Source organism: Campylobacter pinnipediorum subsp. caledonicus (genome assembly GCF_002022005.1).
Classification (GTDB): Bacteria; Campylobacterota; Campylobacteria; order Campylobacterales; family Campylobacteraceae; genus Campylobacter_A; species Campylobacter_A caledonicus.
In genome coordinates this window covers 1361003-1383278 of the sequence record NZ_CP017258.1, presented here as the reverse complement: position 1 = coordinate 1383278, position 22276 = coordinate 1361003, and the positions used below count along the sequence as shown (strand labels likewise).

General features: G+C 29.8%; 18 protein-coding genes. 11 read left to right on the top strand and 7 right to left on the bottom strand.

The genetic code is table 11. From position 1 onward, the window contains the following. Positions 1-5 precede the first annotated feature (5 nt). The 6 genes from rplJ (at position 6) to CPIN18021_RS07020 (ending at position 10889) form a co-directional block, all read left to right on the top strand. Positions 6-491 carry a 50S ribosomal protein L10 gene (gene rplJ, locus CPIN18021_RS07045; protein ID WP_078397758.1) on the top strand — a complete coding sequence of 162 codons (486 nt, stop codon included), beginning with the start codon at positions 6-8 and terminating at the stop codon, positions 489-491. 18 nt (positions 492-509) lie between these two features. After that, positions 510-881 (top strand): 50S ribosomal protein L7/L12, encoded by a 372-nt coding sequence (rplL, locus tag CPIN18021_RS07040; protein ID WP_069636338.1) that lies wholly within the window; start codon positions 510-512, stop codon positions 879-881. 112 nt (positions 882-993) lie between these two features. Continuing rightward, entirely contained in the window at positions 994-5133 is a 4140-nt protein-coding gene (rpoB, locus tag CPIN18021_RS07035) for a DNA-directed RNA polymerase subunit beta (protein ID WP_078423730.1), read from the top strand. Beyond that, a complete protein-coding gene (gene rpoC / locus CPIN18021_RS07030; RefSeq protein WP_078423729.1) occupies positions 5126-9634 on the top strand; it encodes a DNA-directed RNA polymerase subunit beta' in 4509 nt (1502 codons plus the stop codon). The genes rpoB and rpoC overlap by 8 nt, the downstream gene beginning before the upstream one ends. Positions 9635-9729: 95 nt before the next feature. Then, positions 9730-10407 (top strand): molybdate ABC transporter permease subunit, encoded by a 678-nt coding sequence (gene modB / locus CPIN18021_RS07025; RefSeq protein ID WP_078423728.1) that lies wholly within the window; start codon positions 9730-9732, stop codon positions 10405-10407. An 11-nt stretch (positions 10408-10418) separates the two neighbouring features. Next, positions 10419-10889, top strand: coding sequence for a thioredoxin domain-containing protein (locus tag CPIN18021_RS07020; RefSeq protein ID WP_226995911.1), 471 nt, complete (start codon positions 10419-10421; stop codon positions 10887-10889). Here CPIN18021_RS07020 and CPIN18021_RS07015 read toward each other — a convergent pair. Genes CPIN18021_RS07015 through CPIN18021_RS07005 form a run of 3 tightly spaced genes read right to left on the bottom strand, consistent with a single transcriptional unit; the run spans position 10884 to position 13335 of the window. Beyond that, positions 10884-11378: a hypothetical protein gene (locus CPIN18021_RS07015; protein ID WP_078423727.1), complete on the bottom strand. Its 495-nt coding sequence runs from the start codon at positions 11376-11378 to the stop codon at positions 10884-10886. The genes CPIN18021_RS07020 and CPIN18021_RS07015 overlap by 6 nt on opposite strands. Further along, complete coding sequence (waaF, locus tag CPIN18021_RS07010; protein ID WP_078424717.1) at positions 11375-12304, bottom strand: lipopolysaccharide heptosyltransferase II; 930 nt, start codon at positions 12302-12304, stop codon at positions 11375-11377. Before waaF ends, CPIN18021_RS07015 begins: the two co-directional genes overlap by 4 nt. Then, positions 12301-13335, bottom strand: coding sequence for a glycosyltransferase family 4 protein (locus CPIN18021_RS07005; protein ID WP_078424716.1), 1035 nt, complete (start codon positions 13333-13335; stop codon positions 12301-12303). Before CPIN18021_RS07005 ends, waaF begins: the two co-directional genes overlap by 4 nt. A 95-nt stretch (positions 13336-13430) precedes the next feature. Here CPIN18021_RS07005 and CPIN18021_RS07000 point away from each other — a divergent pair, with 95 nt between their 5' ends. From CPIN18021_RS07000 to CPIN18021_RS06980, 5 genes are all read left to right on the top strand, one after another. Next, the gene (locus tag CPIN18021_RS07000) at positions 13431-14474 is read left to right on the top strand and encodes a glycosyltransferase family 4 protein (RefSeq protein WP_078424715.1); all 1044 of its coding nucleotides are present in this window, start codon (positions 13431-13433) and stop codon (positions 14472-14474) included. Then, positions 14461-15543: a glycosyltransferase family 9 protein gene (locus tag CPIN18021_RS06995; RefSeq protein WP_078424714.1), complete on the top strand. Its 1083-nt coding sequence runs from the start codon at positions 14461-14463 to the stop codon at positions 15541-15543. Before CPIN18021_RS07000 ends, CPIN18021_RS06995 begins: the two co-directional genes overlap by 14 nt. A gap of 127 nt (positions 15544-15670) precedes the next feature. Further along, entirely contained in the window at positions 15671-16750 is a 1080-nt protein-coding gene (locus CPIN18021_RS06990) for a glycosyltransferase family protein (protein WP_078424713.1), read from the top strand. 1 nt (position 16751) lies between these two features. Beyond that, a complete protein-coding gene (locus CPIN18021_RS06985; RefSeq protein WP_078424712.1) occupies positions 16752-17822 on the top strand; it encodes a glycosyltransferase in 1071 nt (356 codons plus the stop codon). Between the two features lie 16 nt (positions 17823-17838). Next, complete coding sequence (locus CPIN18021_RS06980) at positions 17839-18609, top strand: polysaccharide deacetylase family protein (RefSeq protein WP_078423719.1); 771 nt, start codon at positions 17839-17841, stop codon at positions 18607-18609. On the opposite strand, the gene rfaQ is transcribed toward CPIN18021_RS06980, so the two are convergent. The 4 genes from rfaQ to waaC are packed head-to-tail and all read right to left on the bottom strand — an operon-like array spanning position 18599 to position 22229. Continuing rightward, on the bottom strand, positions 18599-19675 hold the full coding sequence (gene rfaQ / locus CPIN18021_RS06975; protein WP_078424711.1) for a putative lipopolysaccharide heptosyltransferase III: 1077 nt from the start codon (positions 19673-19675) through the stop codon (positions 18599-18601). The two genes, CPIN18021_RS06980 and rfaQ, sit on opposite strands and share 11 nt — an antisense overlap. Then, entirely contained in the window at positions 19672-20379 is a 708-nt protein-coding gene (locus CPIN18021_RS06970) for a glycosyltransferase family 2 protein (RefSeq protein ID WP_078424710.1), read from the bottom strand. The genes rfaQ and CPIN18021_RS06970 overlap by 4 nt, the downstream gene beginning before the upstream one ends. Then, complete coding sequence (locus CPIN18021_RS06965) at positions 20369-21271, bottom strand: lipid A biosynthesis lauroyl acyltransferase (RefSeq protein ID WP_078423716.1); 903 nt, start codon at positions 21269-21271, stop codon at positions 20369-20371. The genes CPIN18021_RS06970 and CPIN18021_RS06965 overlap by 11 nt, the downstream gene beginning before the upstream one ends. Further along, positions 21264-22229 (bottom strand): lipopolysaccharide heptosyltransferase I, encoded by a 966-nt coding sequence (gene waaC, locus CPIN18021_RS06960; RefSeq protein ID WP_078424709.1) that lies wholly within the window; start codon positions 22227-22229, stop codon positions 21264-21266. The genes CPIN18021_RS06965 and waaC overlap by 8 nt, the downstream gene beginning before the upstream one ends. Positions 22230-22276: the final 47 nt, after the last annotated feature.

Here is a 22276-nt window from a genome sequence, read left to right as displayed (position 1 = left end):
AAGAAGTGACACGTAGCAAAAAATCTGAAGTTATATTAGGTTTAGAAAACGAATTTAAAGAAGCACAAGCCATAGTTGTTTGTGATTATCGTGGTTTAAATGTAAAAAAACTTGAAGTATTAAGAAATTCTGCTAGAGAGCAGGGTGTTAAAGTTCAAGTTGTAAAAAATACACTTGCTAATATAGCATTAAATAATGTTAATAAAGATGGTCTTGAGCTTAAAGATACAAACATATATGTTTGGGGCGAAGATCAGTTATCTGTTACAAAAGTTGTTGCTAAATTTGAAGAAAACAATAGTGATCTTTTTAAAATCAAATTAGCACATATAGACGGTGAAGTTGCAGATGCAAATAAAGTTAGAGCATTGTCTAAAATGCCTAGCCGTGATGAACTTATTGCAATGCTTTTGCAAGTTTGGAATGCGCCAATTCAAAATTTCACAATTGGATTAAATGCGCTTAAAGAAAAAAAAGAACAAGCAGTATAAAAAATTAGGAGAAAAATAATGGCAATTACTAAAGAAGATGTATTAGAGTTTATATCTAATCTTTCAGTTTTAGAACTTAGTGAATTAGTTAAAGAATTTGAAGAAAAATTTGGCGTTAGCGCTGCACCTGTTATGGTTGCTGGTGCTGCTGGTGCTGCTGGTGAAGCAGCTGAAGAGAAGACAGAATTTAATATTGTTCTTCTTGACTCTGGCGATAAGAAAATCAACGTTATTAAGGTTGTTAGAGCTCTTACAGGTCTTGGTCTTAAAGAAGCTAAAGATGCAGTTGAAGCAACTCCATCTGTTCTTAAAGAAGGTGTTAGTAAAGATGAAGCTGAAGCAGCTAAAAAAGAGCTTGAAGAAGCTGGTGCTAAAGTGGAGCTTAAATAATTTTAATATTTATGAAAATTCCCATAAGAGAGCCTTTGCTCTCTTATTTTAAATTTAGATGCCTTATAAAAGGCTCAATACTTTTCTTTCAAAATTACCACGAGGTAGATCAATGTTAAATAGTTTATACTCAGGAAATCGATTAAGAGTTGATTTTTCGGATGTTGTTAAAGAGATAGATGTTCCTAACTTATTACAATTGCAAAAAAAAAGCTTTGATAATTTTTTAAATTTAGATAATTCACAAACAGAAAGTGGAATAGAAAAAGTTTTTAGATCAATTTTTCCTATACATGATGCACAAAATCGTTTAAGTTTGGAATATGTTAGCTCAGAAATAGGAAAACCAAAATACACAATAAGAGAATGTATAGAAAGAGGTCTTACATACTCTGTTAATTTAAAAATGAAAATTCGTCTAATAGTTCATGAAAAAGATGAAAAAACTGGCGAAAAAATTGGCATAAAAGATATAAAAGAACAAGAAATTTTTATACGTGAAATTCCACTAATGACAGATAGAATTTCATTTATAATAAATGGTGTTGAACGTGTTGTTGTAAATCAATTACACAGAAGCCCAGGAGTTATTTTCAAACAAGAAGAAAGCTCAACAGTTGTAAATAAATTAATATACACAGCTCAAATTATACCTGATAGAGGTTCTTGGCTGTATTTTGAATATGATACAAAAGATGTTTTATATGTAAGAATTAATAAACGTAGAAAAGTGCCTGTTACTATATTGTTTAGAGCACTTGGTTATAAAAAACAAGATATAATTAAATTATTTTATCCTATACAAACTTTATATATTAAAAATAATAAATTTTTAACCCCTTTTAACCCAGATGATTATATAGGAAGGGTTGAATATGATATTAAAGATGAAAATGGAAATGTTGTTCATCAGGCTGGAAAAAGATTAACTAAGAAAAAAATAGACAAATTGATAGAAGATGGTCTTAAAACCGTTGAATATCCTATTGAAGGATTGATTGGTAGATATCTTGCAAGCCCTCTTGTAAATGCTGAGAGCGGAGAGGTTCTTTATGATACATTGTCTCAACTTGATGAAAATAAACTTATAAAAATCGTAAATGAATACACAGAGATGGAGATAATAAACAACTCTGCTTTAGGTGTAGATGATGCAATTATTAACTCATTTATTGCTGACGCAGAGACTTTAAAGCTTCTTAAGCAGTCAGAAGGTATTGATGATGAAAATGATTTATCAGCTATAAGAATTTATAAGGTTATGAGACCTGGTGAACCTGTTGTTAAAGAAGCTGCTAAAACTTTTGTTAATGATATATTCTTTAATCCTGAAAGATATGATCTAACAAGTGTTGGTCGTATGAAAATGAATCATAAACTTGGTATAGATGTCCCAGAATATGTCTCTGTTTTGACAAACGAAGATATATTAAAAACAGCTAAATATCTTATTAAGGTTAAAAATGGACAAGGTCATATAGACGACAGAGATCACCTTGGTAATCGTAGAATACGTTCAATTGGAGAATTATTAGCTAATGAGCTTCATCTTGGTTTTGTTAAAATGCAAAAAGCTATTCGTGATAAATTTACAGGTCTTAGCAACAATATAGATGAAGTTATGCCTTATGATTTAATTAATCCAAAGATGATAACGGCGACTATTATGGAATTCTTCACAGGTGGACAGCTTAGTCAGTTTATGGATCAAACAAACCCGCTTAGCGAAGTAACACACAAAAGAAGATTGTCTGCGCTTGGTGAAGGTGGTTTGGTTAAAGAACGTGCTGGATTTGAAGTACGTGACGTTCACCCGACACACTATGGAAGGATTTGTCCTGTTGAAACCCCAGAAGGTCAAAATATAGGTCTTATAAATACACTTTCTACATATGCTAAGGTTAATGATCTTGGTTTTGTTGAGGCACCTTATAAAAAAGTTGTTGATGGCAAAGTGATTGATGAGATAGTTTATTTAACTGCTACACAAGAAGAAAATAATGTAATTGCTCCAGCGTCAACAGGTCTAGATAAAAATGGATATATTATAGAAGATTTACTTGAAGTTAGACGAGATGGAGAGATGATGCTTGCTCGTCGTGAAGAAGTAACTCTTATAGACTTATGTTCTGGTATGATAGCTGGTGTTGCTGCTTCTTTGATACCATTTTTGGAACATGATGATGCTAACCGTGCTTTGATGGGTTCAAACATGCAAAGACAGGCTGTGCCTTTATTGCAAGCTACAGCTCCTATTGTTGGTACTGGTATGGAGAGTGTTATTGCTCGTGATGCTTGGGAAAATATAAAAGCTAAACGTGGCGGTGTTGTTGAGAAAGTCGATAATAAAAATATATTTATATTAGGCGAAGATGAGGCTGGCCCATTTATAGATCACTACTCTCTTGAAAAAAATCTTAGAACAAACCAGAACACTACTTTTTCTCAACATCCTATTGTAAGAAAAGGTGAAGAAATAAAAGCTGGTCAAATTATAGCCGATGGTTCTAGTATGGAACTAGGCGAACTTGCTATAGGTAAAAACGCCCTAATAGCTTTCATGCCTTGGAATGGATATAACTATGAGGATGCTATTGTTATAAACGAAAGAATGATTCGTGAAGATGCATTTACAAGTGTTCATATTTATGAAAAAGAGATAGAAGCTAGAGAGCTTAAAGATGGCGTTGAAGAGATAACAAAAGATATACCAAATATAAAAGAAGAAGATTTGTTACATCTTGATGAGAGCGGAATTGTCAAGATAGGTACCGAAGTAAAACCAGGCATGATTTTAGTTGGTAAAGTTTCTCCAAAGGGTGAAGTCAAACCAACTCCAGAAGAGCGTTTATTGCGTGCCATTTTTGGAGAAAAAGCCGGACATGTTGTAAATAAATCACTTTATGCTACAGCTTCTATGGAAGGTGTTGTTGTTGATGTTAAAATTTTCACAAAAAAAGGTTATGAAAAAGATAATAGAGCTAATAAAGCCTACGAGGATGAAAAAGCTGAATTAGAAAAAGAACATCATGATAGACTTTTAATGCTTGATAGAGAAGAGATGTTAAAAGTTACATCTTTATTATCAAAAAATCCTTTGGCTGTAGAACAAGTTGTAAACAAAAAAGAGTATAAAAAAGGTGATATTATAGATAAGGCTGAGTTTGAAAGTATTAACCGTTTTACTTTAAACTCAATAGTTAAAAGTTTTTCTAAAGAAATTCAAAAACAATATGAAGAGTTAAAAAATCACTTCCAAAATGAGAAGAAAAAACTAAAAGAAGAACATGACGCTAAGATAGAAATTTTAGGCAAAGATGATATTTTACCTAGTGGTGTTGTCAAACTTGTTAAAGTTTATATAGCTACCAAGAGAAAACTAAAAGTCGGTGATAAAATGGCTGGTCGTCACGGTAATAAAGGTATCGTTTCAAATATAGTTCCAGAGGTTGATATGCCATATCTTCCAAGTGGTCAGATTGTAGATATAGTTCTAAATCCACTTGGTGTTCCAAGCCGTATGAATATAGGTCAAATTTTAGAAAGCCATTTGGGTCTTGTTGGATATCGTTTGGGTGAGCAAATAGCTGAAATTTTTGAAGATAAAAAAGGCGAATGGGTAGCTAATTTAAGAGCTAAAATGATAGAAATAGCAAGTGTTTCTAGTCTTATGAACGCTGAAAAAGCACTAAATGCTTTAAGTGATGAAGAGCTTATTAAGTATGCTAGAGATTGGAGTAAAGGTGTCAGATTTGCTACTCCTATCTTTGAAGGTGTAAAACCAGAAGAATTTGCAAAACTTTTTGAAATGGCTAAGATTGATAGCGATGGTAAAACTGAACTTTATGATGGAAGAACTGGCTCTAAGATAAGAGAAAGAGTTAATGTTGGTTGTATGTATATGTTAAAACTTCACCACCTTGTTGATGAGAAAGTGCATGCAAGAAGTACAGGACCTTATAGCTTGGTTACTCAGCAACCAGTTGGTGGCAAAGCATTATTTGGTGGTCAAAGATTTGGAGAGATGGAGGTTTGGGCGCTTGAAGCTTATGGAGCGGCTCATACACTTCGTGAAATGTTAACAGTTAAATCAGATGATATAGAGGGAAGATTGTCAGCTTACAAGGCGTTGACTCGTGGTGAAAATGTTCCTGAGACAGGAATTCCTGAAACATTTTTTGTTCTTACAAATGAGTTAAAATCATTGGCACTTGATGTTGAGATATATGATAAGGATGAATCAGATGAATGAGTTAAAACCTATTGAGATAAAAGAAGAGCAAAGACCTCGTGATTTTGAGGCCTTTCAACTTCGTTTGGCTAGCCCTGAGAGAATCAAATCTTGGAGCTACGGAGAGGTAAAAAAACCAGAAACTATAAACTATAGAACTTTAAAACCTGAGCGCGATGGTCTTTTTTGTGCAAAAATTTTTGGCCCTATTCGTGATTATGAGTGCCTTTGTGGAAAATACAAAAAAATGCGTTACAAAGGTATTAAGTGTGAAAAATGTGGTGTTGAAGTAACAAGTTCTAAAGTTAGAAGATCTCGTATGGGACATATAGAGCTAGTAACTCCAGTTGCTCATATTTGGTATGTTAACTCTTTGCCAAGTAGAATAGGTACATTGCTTGGTATAAAAATGAAAGACTTGGAGCGTGTGTTATACTATGAAGCATATATAGTTGAAACTCCAGGAGATGCTTTTTATGATAATGAAAATACAAAAAAAGTAGAAAAATATGATGTTTTAAATGAAGAGCAATATCAGCTTTTATTGCAACGTTATGAAAATAATGGTTTTTCTGCAAGAATGGGGGGTGAAGTTATTCACGATATGCTTGCAGAGCTTGATTTAACTGATATTTTATTTAATCTTAAAGCAGATATGGAAACTACAAATTCAGAGGCTAAGAAAAAAAGTATCGTAAAACGCCTAAAAGTCGTTGAAAGCTTTTTAAACTCTGGTAACCGCCCTGAATGGATGATGATAACCAATTTACCTGTTTTACCACCTGACCTAAGACCTCTTGTTAGTCTTGATGGTGGAAAATTTGCTGTATCTGATGTAAATGACTTGTATCGTAGAGTTATAAATAGAAATAGTAGATTAAAGCGTTTAATGGAACTTGATGCGCCTGAGATTATTATTAGAAATGAAAAAAGAATGCTTCAAGAAGCAGTTGATGCACTTTTTGATAATGGTAGAAGAGCAAATGCAGTAAAAGGTGCAAATAAGCGTCCTTTAAAATCACTTTCTGAAATAATAAAAGGAAAGCAAGGACGTTTCCGTCAAAACTTGCTTGGTAAGCGTGTCGACTTCTCTGGTCGTTCAGTTATTGTTGTTGGACCAAAGTTAAGAATGGATCAGTGCGGATTGCCTAAGAAAATGGCACTTGAATTATTTAAGCCACATTTGCTAGCTCGTCTTGAAGAAAAAGGATATGCTACAACTGTAAAACAAGCCAAAAAGATGATAGAAGACAAGACTAATGAGGTTTGGGAGTGTCTTGAAGAGGTTGTTAAAGACCATCCAGTTATGTTAAACCGTGCACCTACACTACATAAATTGTCAATTCAAGCATTTCACCCTGTTTTGGTTGAAGGTAAAGCTATACAACTACACCCTCTTGTTTGTGCTGCATTTAATGCTGACTTTGATGGTGACCAGATGGCTGTTCACGTTCCACTTAGCCAAGAAGCTATTTCAGAATGTAAGATACTTATGCTTAGTTCCATGAATATCTTGCTTCCAGCAAGCGGTAAGGCTATAACAGTTCCTTCGCAGGACATGGTTTTAGGAATTTATTATCTAAGCTTACAAAGAGATGATGTATTGGGCGCAAATAAAATTTTTGCTAGCGTTGATGAAGTTATGATAGCCGAAGAAGCACACTCTTTAGGCCTGCATGCTAAGATAAAAACAATAGTTGATGGACGTACTATATTTACAACTGCTGGTAGACTTATACTTCGTTCTATCATACCTGATTTTGTTCCTGAAAATTTATGGAACAAGGTTATGAAGAAAAAAGATATATCAGCGTTGGTTGATTATGTTTATAAAAATGGCGGATTAGAAGTTACAGCTGAGTTTTTAGATAAGCTTAAAAATTTAGGTTTTAGATATGCTACAAAAGCTGGTATTTCTATATCTATTGCTGATATTATTGTTCCTGAAAATAAACAAAAGCTTATAGATGAAGCTAAGAAAAAAGTTCGCGATATACAAAAACAGTATGGTGGTGGTTTGTTGACAGATTCTGAAAGATACAACAAAATAGTTGATATCTGGACAGATACAAACAACTCTGTTGCTAGTGAGATGATGAACCTTGTTAAGAATGATAAAGGCGGATTTAACTCAATTTATATGATGGCAGACTCTGGTGCTAGGGGTAGTGCGGCTCAGATTCGTCAGCTTGCTGGTATGCGTGGTCTTATGGCAAAACCTGATGGCTCTATTATTGAAACACCTATCGTTTCTAACTTCCGTGAAGGTCTAAATATGATGGAATACTTCATCTCTACCCACGGTGCTAGAAAAGGTCTTGCGGATACTGCACTAAAAACAGCGAATGCTGGTTATCTAACAAGAAAACTAATAGATGTTGCTCAAAATGTTAAGGTTACTATGCACGATTGCGGTACTCACGAAGGTGTTGAAATAACTGAAATCACTGAAAATGGTGAGCTTATAGAAAGCCTTGAAGAAAGAGTTCTTGGTAGAGTTTTAGCTGATGATGTTATTGATCCTATAACAAATGAAATTTTATTTAGCGAAGGCACTTTGATGGATGAAGAGAAGTCAAAAGTACTTAGCGAATCAGGAATCAAAGCTGTTAGTATAAGAACTCCTATAACTTGTAAAGCTGCAAAAGGCGTTTGTGCTAAATGTTATGGTATAAACCTAGGAGAGGGTAAATTAGTCAAACCAGGCGAGGCTGTTGGTATTATTTCAGCTCAGTCTATTGGTGAGCCAGGAACACAGCTTACTCTTAGAACATTCCACATAGGTGGTACTGCTTCTACTGAACAGCAAGATAGACAGATAGTGGCTCAAAAAGAGGGCTTTATAAGGTATTATAATTTAAATACTTATGAAAATAATGGAAAGATTATAGTAGCTAATAGAAGAAGTGCTGCTGTACTTTTGGTTGAACCAAAAATAAAATCTGCCATAAATGGTACTATAGAGATAGAAACAGCTCACGAAGATATAAATGTAACTGTTAAGAATAAAAAAGAAGAGGTTAAATATACCATAAGACGTGGTGATTTAGCTAAACCTAATGAGCTTGCTGGTGTAAGTGGAAAGATAGAAGGAAAGCTTTATATTCCTTATTCTAATGGTGATGAGATAGCTGAAAACGAAAGTATAGTTGAAGTAATTAAAGAGGGATGGAATGTTCCAAATCGTATTCCTTTTGCAAGTGAACTTAAAATACAAGACGGTGAACCTGTAACTCAGAAGATATTAGCTGGTGCTGAAGGAGCTATAAAATACTTTATTCTAAAAGGCGATTATCTAGATAGGGTAAAAGATATCAAAAAAGGTCAAAAAGTAGAGCAAAAAGGTTTATTTGTAATAGTTTCTGATAAAGATGGAAGAGAAGCTGTTAGACATTATATTCCTAGAAACTCTATAATAGAATTAGATGATAATTCAGATGTGTCTGCAAGTAGTGTAGTAGCTCTTCCTGATAGTAACGATAAGCTTATTATTGCTGAGTGGGATCCTTATTCTACTCCTATTATTGCTGAGGAATCAGGCGTTGTTAGTTTTGAAGATATAGAACCTGGATATAGCGTATCAGAACAATTTGATGAAGCAACAGGTCAAAGTCGTTTGGTTGTAAATGAATATCTTCCAAGTGGTGTTAAGCCTACTATTATAGTAGCTACTAAAAATGGTGGCTTGATAAGATATCAGTTAGATCCTAAGACAGCTATATTTGTTTCAGATGGAGCTAGTGTTGCTCAGGCTGATATTTTGGCTAAGACTCCAAAAGCTGTTGCTAAGTCAAAAGATATTACTGGTGGTCTTCCTCGCGTTAGTGAGTTGTTTGAAGCAAGACGTCCTAAAAATACAGCTGTTATTGCTGAAATTGATGGTGTTGTTAGATTTGATAAACCTCTTCGCTCTAAGGAAAGAATTATTATTGAAGCCGAAGATGGAACAAGTGCTGAATACTTGATAGATAAAACACGTCAAATTCAAGTAAGAAGCGGGGAGTTTGTTCATGCTGGCGAAAAACTAACAGATGGTCTTATATCAAGCCATGATATATTAAGAATACTTGGTGAAAAAGCGTTACATTATTATTTGATAAGTGAAATTCAGCAAGTTTATCGTAGTCAAGGTGTTGCGATAGCTGATAAACATATTGAAATAATAGTTTCTCAAATGTTGCGTCAAGTTAAGATAGTTGATAGTGGAAATACTAACTTTATCGTTGGAGACCTCATCTCTAGAGCTAAGTTTAAAGAAGAAAACGAGCGTATTATGAGAATAGGTGGAGAGCCTGCTATCGCAGAACCTGTATTGCTTGGTGTTACTAGGGCTGCCATTGGAAGTGATAGTGTTATATCTGCTGCTTCTTTCCAAGAAACTACAAAGGTACTGACAGAGGCTTCTATTGCAGCTAAATTTGATTATTTAGAAGATCTAAAAGAAAACGTTATACTTGGTCGTATGATTCCAGTTGGAACAGGTTTATACAAAGACTATAATGTAAAAATAAAAGCTCTTTAATTTTTAGCCAACTCTTTTTTGAGTTGGCTTTTTAAACCACAATTTATTATCTATTATGTAAAATATAAAAAAATAATTTTACATTTGGATCGTTTATGTTTAGTATAGATTTTTCCCCTTTTTACGTATCGTTAAAACTCTCTTTAATTACTACTTTTATTTTATTTATATTAGTTACACCTTTGGCATATTTTTTTGCAAGATTTGATTTTAGATTTAAACCATTTTTTGAATCTCTTGTATCGCTTCCTTTGGTATTGCCGCCTAGTGTGCTTGGATTTTATCTATTGCTTTTTTTATCTCCATATTCTACTTTTGGAAAATTTATAGAAAATACTTTTGATATTCGCTTGGTTTTTAATTTTTATGGTTTGGTTGTTGCCAGCTGTATTTATTCCTTACCTTTTATGTTCTCACCACTTCAATCTGGTTTTGCAAATTTAAAAAATAATCTTTTTGAAGCAAGTTATTCTCTTGGTAAAGGAAGGCTTGCAACTCTTTGTTTTGTTGCTTTGCCAAATATAAAATCAAGTTTGCTTACAGCTTTGGTTATAAGTTTTGCTCATACTATGGGAGAGTTCGGGGTTGTTTTGATGATAGGTGGAAGTATAGGAGATGAGACGAGGGTTGCTAGTATAGCGATATTTGAATCAGTTGAAATGCTTGATTATGACAAAGCAAATATATACTCTATGTGCATGCTTGTTTTTAGTTTTGGTATTTTATTTTTGTTATACTTTTTAAATTTAAAAACAAAAAATAATTTTAAATAAAAGGAAATAATGTGATTTTAAAAGACATAGATGGTGTAGAATTTGATTTTTCAGAGTTTATAAAAACCAATGATTGTGTTGTGTTTTTGTATCCAAAAATGGGTCAAAGCAGTAAGTTTTTAGATGATGATTTGAAAAACAAAGAGGGTATGACAGGTTGCACCTTGCAAACTAAAAGCTATCAAGATTTAAAAAATGAGTTTTTGAAAAATAATTTCAAGATAGTTGCATTAGGTTCACATGGTTTTGAAAAACAAAAGGCCTTTAAGCAAGAAGTTGGAGCTGATTTTATATTTTTAAATGATGAAAAATTTATACTAGAACAAGAGCTAGGGCTTAAAACTTTTACAACAAATGATGGTAATAAATTTTATTTTAGACAAACATTGATTTTTAAAAACTCAAAATTAATACATCAACACGATGTTAAAGATGTTCAAAGCGATGCATCTCAAACTCTAAAATTTATTGAGTCTTTATAAGATTTTATAATTTTGTATTTTGCTAAAAATACTATCCGATATTCTGATTTGCATACTATTAAACTCAGTATTTATCTGCTTTAATGGTATGTTTTTGTTTATCCAATAACTTATTTTACTGTAATAATTTATCAAATTTTCTGATTTTTTTTGTATTTCATTATCTTTCATATAGTTTGGTCTTATATAAATTTTACCTTTTTTTATTGTTCTTTCTTTTTCAAATATTGGCGAGTTATTAAAAAATATAATAGGTGATGTGAGTTCACTAAAACCTATAAAATTATTGTCTGTATGTATATCAAGCTCTCCAAATATAGGCGAATGAATGAAGAAATTTATATATCCATTTTCCTGCATAAAATCATATGGATTTTTGGTTTTTAGTATGTTTAGGTTTTTCATTATTATAAGATCACAATCAAGTTGTGTTATAAACTCAAAAAAATAATCTTGTGTTTGTATATCCATCAAAAACTCTAATTTCAAAATCCAATTTCCTTTATTTTTTTTATAACTATATCAGGAGTTAGGTTTTTCATGCACTCGTGAGTTTTTATGGGGCATATTCTTTTCATGCAAGGCTGACAGGTCAGATCTAGGTGCAACAAATGTGCGTTTTTGTTTTTGAAAGGACTTGTTTCGTTATATTTTGTTGGACCAAAAAGAGCTATCGTTGGTATTTTGTAATTAGCCGCTATATGCATAGGTCCGCTATCGTTTGTAATAAAGAGCTTTAAAGAGCTTATGTATTTGCAAAGTTCTTGTATATTTGTTTTTCCGCATAAATTTTTAAAATTTATATCGTTTTTTTGTAAAATTTCAGATATTTCATCACAAATTTTTGATTCATTTTTTGAACCAAATATTAAAAATTCATAATTTCTATCCATTTTTATTGCAACTTCTGCAAAGTATTCAGGATACCATTTTTTAGCACTTCCATATGTAGCACCAGGGTTTATTCCTATATAGTTTTTTGTATCTTCTTTATTTATTGGTATATACAAATCATCGTTTATTTTTTTTATGTTTAAACTATCTTTTACAAAATTTAGATATTTGTTTGCTTGATGAATGCTTGTTTTTATTTTTTTAAACTGTAGTTTTTTATTTGCTTTGATAAATTTAAGCAATACATAGCTTGTAAATGAGCTTCTAAAACTAATGCCAAGATCAAATTTGCCTATTTTTTTACAAATCTTAAAAATATAAAGCCATCTAAAGCTATGTTTTTTGCTTTCGTCTATGATTGTAAATTCGCAGTTTTTGTGAGATTTTAAAATTTCCGTACTAACAAAAGAGCCAAAAAAAACTATCTTACAATCCGGAAAATTTTCCACCAAGCTTTGTATAGCAGGTGTTGCCATTATGCAGTCGCCAAGCCAAGTTGGAAGTTCTATGAAAATTCTCATTTTACAATGCTTTTTATAGCTGATATAGTTTCTTTTGCATTTTTTTCTATGCTGAAATTTTTAACGAGTTCAAAAGAGCTATTTTGTTCTTTTTGCAACAAATCTTTATCGGCCAACAACTTATTTATAAACTTTATATTTTGAATAAAATCATCATTTTTTATCACAAATTTTTCTGATAAAATTTCACTTGCTCCATTGCTAGATGTTGTAAATACGACATTCTTAAAGCTTAATGCTTCCAAAACTACATTTGAAAATGGCTCGTATTTTGTAGGAAATATAAAAATATCACTAGCTTTATAATATCTATCTACATCTTTTCTGGCACCCATAAAAAAGACCTTGTTTTCTAGCCCAAGTTCTTTTGATTTGCTCTTGTAATTATTTAATTTTTTATCTTTTCCTATTATGATGGCATTGAAATTTTGATCCATTTTTGAAAGCATATTTAAAAAGACATCAACGCCTTTTCTTTTAAAACCACTTCCAACAAAGAGTATTATCGGTGTTTTTATGTCTATATTTAACTCTTTGCATATTGCTTGTTTAAACTCATTTTTGTCAAAATCATCTTGTAGTTTTACACCATTATATATAACTTTTATTTTTTCATTTTTTATATCATATGTATCAACAATCTGTTTTTTTATAAAATTTGAGTTTGCTATTATAAGTTTTGAGTTTGTAAAGCATTTTTTTTCAAGGTATGGATATACGAAATTTAAAGGGTTTGAAAACCAAAATTTTTTACTTTTCATATATACTTTATGAACGCCATCCCCAGCCCTATAAATATCGGCTGAGTCAATTCTTTCTAAACTAAAATAAATATCATCTTTTTTTGAAAACCTTGCATATTTGTTGAATATCAAAGCCTTTATCCAAGAGCTTATAAGCTTTGGCATTTTTAGGCTTTTTATCTCACAACGTATATTTTCATTTTTTAAAGCTTGTGTTAGTCTTGATAGATAAATCTCTGCTCCACCAACTGCTTTTGGATTCATTCTTAAAAATGTTAATTTTTTCATTCAACGATTTTATAATAAAATTAATAAAAATTTGGTTATAATCTTATTAAACCCATACTACAATTATTGTGTTTTAAACTAATTTTAGGATAAGAATGATAAATATACTTGAGCTTGAAAGTTCCAAAGGGTTTGGTGGTCAAGAGCATAGAACCCAGCGTGTCATAAATGGACTCAATAAACAAAAATTTAAAGTTTTTTATGGTTTAAATAAAGGTTCTACTAGTTTTATAAAAGATATAGATTGTGAATTCGTTGAGTTTGATCTTAGAAAAATTTATAATATTTTTGAAATTATTAAAATATGTCGTTTTGTTAAAAAAAATGATATTAAAATTATATCAACCCACTCAGGAAAAGATGGAATAATAGGCTCTATAGTTGGTAAAATTTGTAAAGTTAAAGTTATTAGGACAAGGCATTTACAAACTCCTATAAGTTCTTCAATGAGTTATAATTTATGCACCAAAGTTGTTGCTGTATCAAATGCTACAAAATATAGTTTAATTAACAAAGGTGTTAAAGAAAATTTAATAGATGTTGTTTATACGGGTGTTGATACTAAAAAGTTTAACCCAAATTTCAAAAAAGATATAAAAAAAGAGCTAAATTTGGCATCTAATACGGTTGTTATTGGTATTGTAGCTGTATTAAGAGGTGCTAAAAATCACGAATTTTTAATAAATGCCTTCAATGAACTTAATCTAGAAAAATGTGCTTTGATTATTGTCGGTGATGGGCCGCAAGAAGATTATTTAAAAGAGATAACAAAAGACAATAAAAACATATTTATGCTTGGAAACAGGACTGATGTTGCTGATTTTATGGGTAGTTTTGATATTTTTGTTTTACCTTCTAAAATGGAGGCACTTGGCACTGTTTTATTGGAAGCCGGAAGTTGTGAAGTGCCTTGCATAGGAAGTAATGTTGGTGGTATTGTGGAAGTTGTTTTGGATAATAAAACAGGATTTGTTTTTAATTTAGATAATAAAGAAGAGCTTAAAAATGCAATATTTAAATTAGTGCAAGACAAGGGGCTAAGATATAAATTTGGCAAAAACGCAAGAGAATATGTCTATAATAATTTTTCAATAGAACAAATGGTTAAAAAAACGGAGATTTTATATGAAACTATCTGAAAGGCTTTTAAAGTTTATTTTAAAAAACAAGAGTGTTGTAAAAACAGATTTGGTAAAAGAGCCTTTTAAGACAGTTTGTTTTTTTAGCAATACAGCTATAGGAGATACATTGTTTAGCACTCCTGTTTTTAGAGTTTTTAAACAACACTACCCCGATGTAAAAACCATAGCTTTATTAAATCCAAAAAATGCAAAGCTTTTTGAAAATGATCCAAATTTAGATGAAATAGTTTTGTATAATGGTCGTTGGAAAAGTTTTTTAAAAATAAGAAATATCTTAAAATCTAAAAATATAGATATAGCATTTTTATTGCATTCAAATGAACCGCAAGCTACACCTTTGGCTTTTTTAAGCGGTGTAAAATATATTTTTAAATTGCCAAATGATAGAAATTATTTTAATTTTTTAAACTCAAATAAACCAACTCCTTACCCTGAAAATACACATGTAGTTTTAAGTAGGCTTCAACAATTAGAATTTATAGGCATTAAAAGCACAGATACAAGAATGCAACTTTTTTTAAATGAAAACGATAGAAATATAGCAAGAACAATATTAAAACGCAAACATGGTCAAAAAATTATAGGCTTTCAAATATGTGCTAGTACTAATTCTAGAATGTGGACAATTGAAAGATGGTGTGAACTTGCTAATTTGATACTTAAAAATAATAATACTAGAATAGTTTTAACGGGTAGCCCACAAGAAAAAGTTTTAACTAATATTTTAGAAGAAAAAATAAACAACAATAGGGTTTTAAATATAGCTGGAAAATTTAACCTTTCAGAGGCTGCTGCTATTATTGGCGAGCTTGATGCTTTGGTTACTTTGGATACAGGGCCTTTACATATAGCCGCAGCATTAAGAACCCCTATAATAGCATTGTTTGGTGTTACAAATCCTTATTTATTGATGCCAAATTTTGATACTGATTTGCATAAGTTTATAAAAGTAGATTTTATAGCAGATGAAACATATTCAAAACACAAAGACTATAGTTATTTGATGGAAAAAATAACAGCAAATAATGTTTATATAAAATTACAAGAGGTTATTAATGCTTTATAAATACTATAAAAATTTATCATGTTTTTTACAATTTTTAAAATTAGATTCTTGAGTATAAACCAACTTTAAATATATTAATTTTGGAAATTTTAAAAAATTAATAATAAGGTAGGAGAATAAAATATAAATGAAAACACTTTTATTTATAAGCGACAAAGATGAGAATTTTAATCACAGTTTTATACAAAATGTTATAAATGGGTATTTAAAAAATTATTTTAATGTGTATATTGTTTATTTTACCGATACTTGCAAGCTTGTAAATAATGATATTTATATACTAAAAAAAGATAGAAGTAAGGCATTGGAAATCATAAATGATAAATTTTTAAAGTTAGATTGTGTTGATTTTGTCATGGTTAGGAACTTTTTAGATGTTTTAAGAAACGCAGTAAGACTAAAATTAAAATTTGGATTTAAATTGTATTTTCAATTAAGTTTTCCTCATTTTTATAGGCCTTATCACGAAGCAAAGATAAAAAATAAAAATGTTCTTTTTAAATTTATAAAATATAAAATTAACTTATTTTTATATAGAAAATTTATAAATAAGTGCGATGGGTTTTTCCCCATATCAAATTTAATGGTAGATGAATTTTTCAAAGGCATTAAAACAAAAGTTCTGCCGCTACCAATGGGTTTAAATGAAGAAGATGTAAAATATACTAAAACAAACAAACAAGGCATAAAAAAGTTTATCTATATAGGGGCTGTTGATATAAATAGAAATTTGAAATATTTCTTTAATGAATTTTCAAAAGCAAAAAGTGATTTTGTATTTGAAATTTATACCAAAGACTATGAATATACCAAAAAAATATTACCAAATGATAGTCGTTTTTTATTGCATCATTTTGTTGAAAAAAATCGTATTTTTGAGATTATGCAAGATTTTGATATAGGTTGTTTTTATGTTCCTATAAATAAGCTTTATGATCTTTGCTCGCCTACAAAAGTAATGGACTATTATGCTTGTGGTTTGGTTAGCTTTAGTTCAAAAGTCAATGAGTGCAATAGTCTATTTGATAAAAATAGTATGTTTTTTGTTGATAATAATATAGCCAAAACTGTTGATGTAATATGTGGTGTGGATAGACAAGAGTTAAATAATATGAATAATTTAGGGCTTGAATCTCTTTTGAGTAATAGAAATTATAAAATAATAGCCGATGATTTGTTTAATTTTATAGAAACTAAAAAGGAATAAAATGCAAAAAAATATAAAAGTGAGTTTTATTGTTCCAATATATAATAAAGAAAAACATCTAAAAGAGTGTATAGATAGTCTAATAAATCAAACCTTAAAAGATATAGAAATAATAGCAATAAATGATGGAAGCACTGATAAAACTATTGAAATTTTGCAAAGCCATAATGATGAAAGATTAAAAATAGTAACACAGTCAAATCAAGGCTCTAGTGCTGCTAGAAATCATGGAATAGAATTGGCTCAAGGCGAATATGTCATATTTGTTGATGCAGATGACTTTGTAAAAGACGATTATGCTGAAAAAACATACAATATCGCTAAAAAGCATAATGCAGATATGGTTGTTACCGACTATTATGAACATTATGGTCATACCCCCCCCCATACACCAAGATATATGAAAGATTGTGTTCTTTTAACAAATAAGCAAATTAATGATAAAATTAGCATTGTTGATAAAAATGATTGTTTGAATTCAATATTATCTGGTAGAAGTGTTAAAAATGCTATTTGGAATAAAATTATAAAAACTGATATTATAAAAAAACATAGTTTTCCTGCTGGAGTATTTTTATCAGAAGATTTTTGTATTACTACTAAAAATATCTTTTTATCTAATAAAATAGTAAAACTAGATGAAGCGTTTTATTATTATCGAGTAGGGGATAGTAATATGAGTAGTATAGCTAGAATTAGTTATAGTGGCTTTGTTGATTTTTATTATGTTTGTGCCGATATTACTGATTTTTTAATAAAAACTAATTTTAATTATTCGCAAGAATTAATTAAAAAAATACAACAAAGGAAAATAAAAAGAATATATATAGAGTTTTTAAGATTTTATCCAAATTTACAAAATGAAAATTATGTAAAGTTATTAACATTTATAAAAGAAAATATTTCTGAAATATTTGAATATGATGAGTTTAAAAAGATTAGACTTAAATATAAAATATTATTAAAATATATCCATAAAACAGATGACTTGAATAAAATTTGCAAAACACTTATTTTATTTGATAAAATAAATAGACTTTTTTCAAGAAAACCAAAAAAAGAATTATTGTAAATACAAAAGGCTTACATTGAGTGTAGTAGTTTTAATGTATCATCATATTTTACCAAAGGCTGGATTTATATCTAGTAGTGTAGAGCAGTTTAAAAGCCAAATGAGTTTTTTAGCAAAAAATGGATATAAGACCTTGACATCGGATGAGTTTTTTGACTATAAAAAAGGCTTGATAGATATACCCAAAAAATCAGTTTTTATAACATTTGATGATGGCTGGAGAAATAATTATTACTATGCTTATCCTATCTTAAAAGAATTAGGTCTTAAAGCTACGATTTTTTTGGTTACATCTTGGATAGAAAAAGCAAGCGAACAAAACTCTATAAAAAAAGCGGAGTTTTTACCACTTCAACATAATGAAGCTAAAAAAAGTGCTCCAATAAATCCAGCTGGAGTTTTTTTAAATTGGGATGAAATTTATAAAATGAAAGATGTGTTTGACTTTCATTCGCATACAGATGGACATACAGATGGATATTTTGAAGATTTGCCATTTGAACAAGATCTTATGCAATGCAAAAACACTATAAAAACTAGACTCGGCTTTGATGATAAACAGCTTTGCTGGCCAAGAGGAAAATATGATAATCAAAAGCTTCAAATAGCCAAAGACATAGGCTATGAGATGTTTTATACAACAAAAAGAGGTATGAATTTAAATGATGGTGTTTTGGATGAAGTTAAAAGAATAGCTGTTAAAAATAGCTCCTTTTGGCTTGCAAAAACTATGTTTATATATCAAAACAAGATGATTTTTGATATATATTCAAAGATTAAAAAGTAAGTTTATTTTTTATATTTGATGATATTGCATTTTTTATATCGTCGATATCAAAATCCATAAGGCAGTTGCTAATTTTGCTTCCATTACATCCATCCTGCCCACAAGGAACACAGTCCCAATTTTTTTGAAAAACACAATGTTTGCCCATTTTTTGATTTCCATTTATATTTTTGTATTCATTTTGCGTTAAATTATTATCCCACGGGCCCCATTCAAAAACCCCACTAGGACCAAAAAATGCTATAACTGGTGTATCATTGGCGGCTGCTATATGCATTATGGCTGTATCAACACCTATAAAAAGTAATGATTTTTTATTTAGGGCTGCTACTTGTTTTAGGCTTAACTTACCGCTTAAATTTATTGGACTGCTTTTGCATATATTAATTACAGATTTTACTTTGTTTTTTTCTATCTCGTTATTATCTGCTGTTATTACTACTTTTGTCTGCATTTTATTTTCACAAAAATCTATTATCTCTGCCATTGTTTCATCTTTGATACATTTAAATATCCATCTACTGGTTAGATGAACATGTATAAAATTTTCTGGTAAGTCTAAATGGTTTATATTGTTTTTGTCAAAAAAAATCTCTACTTTTTTATGTATAGGTTTTAAATTTAGAACTTTTAAAATCTCTAAATTTCTATCAATGGTATGTGTGTCCCATTTTGATTTTAACACTTTATCGGTTATTAGTTTATTTATAGCTTTATTTTTGCCTTCAAAACTAATGATTTTTTTTATTTTGGCATATTTTGCTATTATAATACCTCTATCGCCAGTTGTTGTTTGTATCGCTATGTCGTATTTTTCTTTTTTGATAGCCTTTATAAATCTAAGCTCAGTAAGTATTCTTTTGAAAATTCCATTGCTTTTAGTAGCTTGTCTATCATAGATGTGTATTTTGTTTATATTTGGATTATCTTGTAAAACAGCTTCGCATCCTTTATTTAATGCAAAGTCTATTTGTGCATCAGGAAAATGGTGTTTTAGGTTTGATAAAAGCGGTGTTGTTAATAAAACATCCCCTATGTTTCTAAATTTCATTACTAGTATTTTCATTTTATGTATTTCCAAAAAGTGTATTGTGAATAAATTTTCGCTATGACATACCCACGCCAACCAGCCATAAATCCGCCTTTTAAAACAAAAAGCTTAAAAAATGTCCAGGCAGGATTTATTATTGCTTTTAACCTATTTTTCTTAGCTCCAAGAGTTGAATATCTGTTTTGTTTATTTATAAACTGCTCTATGTTTTCATAGGCATAATGCAAAAAATGATTTTTTAAAACCCCAATTTTATTTTTATCATCAAATAAAACAACACTTTCGTGAACTTCTTTATCGTTAAAATTAGCATGATTTTTATTAAAAAATCTCACACTATGATCAGGATAAAGCCCCATTTGTTTTATGGGTTTGTCAAAAAAATAATTAAGCCTAGCTACTTTGTAAGCAAAGAACTTTGGATTTTGCAATAAATATTTGATTTCATTTTCTAGTTTTTTTGTAAAAATTTCATCACTATCAAGCACGAAAATCCAATCATTTTTTGCTTGATTTACTCCAAATGATTTTTGTTTGCCAAATCCAAGCCATTGCTGAAAGATAAATTTGGTATTTTTAAACTCGCTACATATTTGTTTAGTTTTATCAGTTGAGCCATTGTCTATTATCACGACTTCATCTGCAAACTCAATGCTTTTAAGAGCTTTTTTTAGGTATTTTTCGCTATTAAAAGTTAGCATTACAATGCTAATTTTCATATTTATCCTCGTAAAAATGCTTAAATCTTTTATGAAACCAAAAATACTCATCTGGATTTTGTCTTATAAAATATTCTGTTATATCAGCTTGTTTTTGTGTCATTTGTAGTATTGCTTCATGCTTTTTCATGTTTTGATAATCATTTGGGTCTATTGGTTCAAAAAAACAAATTTCGTTTTTGTTCTCATTTAATTTGTGAATCAAAGTTGGTATAATTATTGAATTTGTTTTTTCTGCAATTACACTTGCTGATGGGGTATGTAAAGCTCTTTTGTTAAAAAAGCTTACTTCAATTCCTTCTTTTTTTGCTGTATTTTGATCTACTAATATTCCAATCATTCTTCCATCTTTTATTGATTTTAATATTTGTTTTATCCCGTCTTTTTTATCTATCAATTCAAGATTAAATTGTGTTCTATTTTTTTGTAAAATTTTTTGCATAGCATTACTGTCCAATTTTCTTCCTATAACACTTCCTTTTCCAAATTTTGCAGCTATTGCTAAAGGTATAAGCTCCCATTCACCACAATGAGCGCTTTGTATTATTATGCTTCTTTTGTCTTTTATAGCTTTTGTTAAGAAATTTTCGTTTTTAAAAACAACCCTATCTAAAATTTTTTCTTTTGTTGAATCTTGGTTCTTTATAAAATTTATTCCTAAAAAATTTGCGAAATTTATATATACTTTATTTGCTATATTTAGTTTTTGCTCATATGTAAGGCTATCTTCAAAAGCTAAATCAAGATTTGTCATAATGACCTTAAATCTTTTTTTGTTTGTTTTCATATATACAAAGGCCATAAATTTAATAAAAATATTGTGGATACATGATGGAGTTATGGCTATTAAAGTTTTTAAAAAGTAAAAACCAAATATGTAAACTTTATCCATTTAATATCCTTTTTGCGAAATTTGCAACTGTTTCAGGAAGTATCTCTTTTATGCAAAAGTCGTTTTTGTTGATACTTTTTGCATCAGGTTGTTTTCCCATATCTACTACCAAATTTACATTTGTTTTAAATGCATTTCTTTTACTTGGCCTATTTCCAAAAAGAGTGATTGATGGGGTATTTACAGCCCATGCAATATGAGTTAATCCGCTATCATTTCCTATTACTAAATCAGTTTGAGATATTGCTTTTATCATCTCTTTTAGATTTTTTCTTTCTAACAGTTTTGCATGGGTATTTTTTGTTAGTTTTTCGGCTGATTTTAGCTCTTTATCGTTTGCGTGAGTTATATAAATTTCATACTCTTTTAATAAATTTATAACATCTTTAAATTTATCATAACATTTATTATCTTCACTTGCAAATGGGGCTATGATTATTGTATTTTTGCTGTTTTTTTCTTTTGGGCTTATATCAAAACAAGGATTTTTGTTTATTATGTCATTTTTGTCAAATTTAAAATCAAGAGCAAAAGATACAAGTGATAAATTTCTTATTATGATATTTTCATTATAGTCAATTTTGAGTTTGTGTTTGTAAAATAATGAAGCTATGTTTTCTTTTACGCTATCTATGCCAAAACCATATATATTTTTTCCTATTATTCTTGATACTATAGCTGATTTTAAAAGCCCCTGCATATCTATAACCACATCAAAATTATCTAAATTTTTTAATATTTTATAACATTTTAGTATTTTTTTATCTTTTAGTGGTATTTCAACAAGCTCATCTATCAATGAATGATCTCTTAAGATATCTGCAAAACGCTCATCTACTATCCATGTTATATGTGAGTTTGGTACATGTTTCTTTATAAATTGCAAAACTATAACCGAATGCACTATATCACCAAGTGCGGAAAGTTTTACTATAGCTATTTTGTTTTTATTTTTCATTATCTACTTTAAATTGAAATTTTGATATCATTTTATAAAAAAATGTC